Here is a 3,178-nt window from a genome sequence, read left to right as displayed (position 1 = left end):
ACGTAGGCCTCGGTCTCGGCGTCGTGCGGCATGTCCTTCAGCTCGACCCAGGCGCCGACGAACGGGATGAAGGTCGGCAGGCCGACGTTCAGGCCGCGCTGGCGGGCGGCGATGTAGTGGCCCATCTCATGCACGAACATCAGCGCGACGAAGCCCACCGCGTAACGCCAGCCATAGACGAAGGCATAAAGCACCACCGACAGCAGCATCGTGCCGCCGGTGGTCAGCAGCTTGCCCAGCTTGACGCCGGACAGCAGCAGCAAGAGCAGCTTGATCATGGGGCTGCCGTCAGGCTTGCTTCTTGCGGCTGAACAGCTTGCCGATGGCCGCGAGCCCGCCCAGCCCGCCGAGGATGATCAGCTTGGCGAACTTGGCGAAGAACAGGCCGGCTGCTGCCAGCAAGCCCAGCTTCTTGGCGCCGACGCCCAACACCAGCGCGGCCAGGCCGTACTCAGCGAGGTGGTCGGTCTTCTCGTTGAAGTCGCTGTAGCGCTGGCCTTCGTTGAAGTTCAGCGCTGCCAGCATGGCCTGGCCTTCGGGCTTGTGCGCCGGCAGCTCCTTCAGGCCGGTCACCAGGTTCATGCTGAAGTAGCCTTCGCGGCCCAGCAGGTAGGTGTTGTAGTTGACGCCCTGGTCATCGGCGTCGGTCGAGCCCTTCTCGCGCGACGACATGGCCCAGACCAGGCGGTGGGTGCTGGCCTCGTAGGCCGGCTTCTCGGCCCAGCCGATGATCTCCAGCGCCGGCACGCCCAGCTTTTCGCGTTCGGCGTTCGTCGCCTCGGTGCCTTCCTTGTAGCTCTTCAGCAGGTCGTCGGCGTTCCATTCCTTGGCGTCGTCGTCCTTGATGTGGCCCGAGTCTTCGTAGCGCACCGTCATGAACCAGCTCTGGTCTTCGCCCTTGGGGAAGATCAGGCCTTGCAGGCGCGGGTCTTCGCCCGGGTTGCCCATGGCCTGCAGCAGCTTGGTGGCCTGCGGCTGCGGGATGAAGACGCGGCCCTCGGGCAGCTTCAGCACCGCCTTGTCGAGCAGCTTGATGTCGGCCGGGCCGGACTGAGCGGTCTTCTCCGCTTCGTCCCAGGCCTTCTGCCCATCGGGCGGCGCATCAGCCAAAGCGGCGGTGCCGCCGACGAGCAAAGTGAGTTTCAGTGCCAGGCGCAGCAGCGCGGCGGCGATTGATCGCGTCATGGATCCCTCCCGAGAACCGTCGTTGTTAGGAGGGCCAATTTTCCCATGGCCGCCATGCGCCGGCCGGGGGCGGGTGGGTTTCTACCAGGACGGATTTGGCATCCGCGATGCGGGCTGTGCCCGTTGCCCGCCTACTGGACGACCTGGAACAGCCACTCCTGGTTGGCCTGGGCCGGGCTGGCGCAAGACCATTGCTGCAACCAGGCCCCGTTGCCGGTTGACCAGTTGTTGTCGTCCAGGCAGCCGTTGCTGTGGTTGAAGACCACTTGGAAGGCGTTGCCGCCCACGTGGTTCAGCCGAATACGCTGGCTCGGGTGCGTGTCGCTGCACGTCGCCTGGATGATGCCGCGCCCCCTGCCGACCCCGTCGCCTCGCACGCTCAGGCACAGGCCGCTGTTGACGGAGACGAAGCTCCACATACCCTGGCCCTTGTCGACCGCTTTCCATCTCTGGTTGGCGCCGCCGACGTACTCCCACTGATGCACCGAGTCGCCGGGACTCTTTGACCAGTTCGCCACGTCCACCACCAGGCCGGTGTGCAGGTTGGTCAGGCGGTAGACGACGCCGTCGACCAGCGGTTGCGCCAACGAGAAGTCGACGGAACTGGGCGAAGCGTCCGGGCCGCTGCAGCGCAGGATCTGTTGGTCCAGCGAGCGCTCCGTGCGGCAGGCCAGCGTCGACGGGCTCACCTTGATGACGGACTGATCTACGCTGTAGCCCGCCGGAATGAAGACTTCCGTGCTGCCGCTTTGGGGCACGTTGTTCCAGCTGTACGAGAACGAGGTGGCCGAGGTGCGAAAGCCGATCGGCGTGCCCGCCGTCGCGCGGGGAAAGAACCTGGGGTGGTACAGCTGCGAACGCAGCTGGCCGCCGGCCACGACGCTGAAGTCCTCGGTGTCCCAGCCGTCGAGCTTGTCCGGCGTCCACAGCGGCGTGTAGCCCCATTGCGCGCCGGACATGAAGCGGGCGTCCATGGTGTCGTAGATCGATTCCATGTACCCGTTCACATGCGCCGTGTTGGACCACTCGCCCATCTCGCCGAGGAAGTGGCCCGAGCCGTTCTTGGTGGCCTGCGCCAGTTGGCCCGCGAAGGTGCCGTCAGGCGAGGCGCCCATCCAGTTCTTCAAGACGTTGGCGGAGAACTCGTAGTAGTGCGGCGCCCACACCGTGTTGTCGTAACGGTGGGGCTGCCCATTGGCATCGGTCCATTGCGGGGCGCTCACGACAGGCGCGTCGGCCGTCGGCTCGTAGAACAGGATGGCGCCCTGATGCCGCTCGCGGATGACCGCCGATGCGCGGTTGTAGACGTCGGCGATCTCGTAGTCGTAGCCCCACGGTTCGTTCATCAGGTCGTAGCCGATCACGTTGCCGTGCTTGGCCATCGCTTGCGTGACCGAAGCGACCATCTCGATGTAGCGGCTCTTGATGCCTTCAACGTCGCCGTGGAAGGCGTGCCAGGTGGCATGGAAGTTAGGGTCCAGGAAGGCGCTGACGCCCCACCATCCCGGGATCAGGAACTGGCAGCTCGACCCGTTGTCGGGCTGGTAGCGGGTGAGGGTGGACGCGATCGCCCACTGGGGGAAGCCGTCGCCGCAGCCGTGGTTGGCGAATCTTGAATACGTGTCCTGGTGAAAGTCGACCAGCACGAAGATGCCTGCGGCCTCTGCCCACTGGGCCACGGTTTCGTAGGCGCCGAGGTAGCCCGCGTCGTACTGGCATCGGGTCGACTCATACGCCTCCCAGTTGAAGGTCAATCGGATGATGTTGACGCCCCAATTCTTCAGCTGCGTCATCTGAGAGGCATCCGACAGCAGCGTGAAGGGCGGGACCTTGCCGGTCCCGCTCACGTTCATGCCCCTGAGMAGGACGACGCGGTTCTGCGCGTCCCTGAAATACATGCCGTCGACATGCAACGGCGCTGGCGCCGCCTGCACAGGGCCGTTCCGTTCGGCTACGCATTGGGCGTGCAAGGTCGGATGGCTCAGCACAAGCC

At 65.4% G+C, this 3,178-nt stretch carries 2 protein-coding genes and 1 pseudogene; all 3 read right to left on the bottom strand.

Annotated features, from left to right (window positions below):
- A pseudogene (locus AC1DYI_RS30620) lies at window positions 1-278 on the bottom strand (site-2 protease family protein); the annotation flags it as partial.
- A 10-nt stretch (window positions 279-288) separates the two neighbouring features.
- Window positions 289-1,185, bottom strand: coding sequence for a DUF2167 domain-containing protein (locus tag AC1DYI_RS30615; RefSeq protein ID WP_477207887.1), 897 nt, complete (start codon window positions 1,183-1,185; stop codon window positions 289-291).
- A gap of 131 nt (window positions 1,186-1,316) precedes the next feature.
- Window positions 1,317-3,178: cellulase family glycosylhydrolase (locus tag AC1DYI_RS30610; RefSeq protein ID WP_477207886.1), on the bottom strand; the 1,862-nt coding region annotated here is incomplete at its 5' end.

The organism is Ideonella sp. P3_A4 (genome assembly GCF_056403075.1).
The sequence above is the reverse complement of the archived record's forward strand: the minus strand, read 5'-3'. Positions and strand labels throughout refer to the sequence as shown.

Excerpts from the sequence above, each read along its gene's own strand:
- AC1DYI_RS30615 (WP_477207887.1), bottom strand. The coding sequence starts at position 1,185 with ATGACGCGATCAATCGCCGCCGCGCTGCTGCGCCTGGCACTGAAACTC.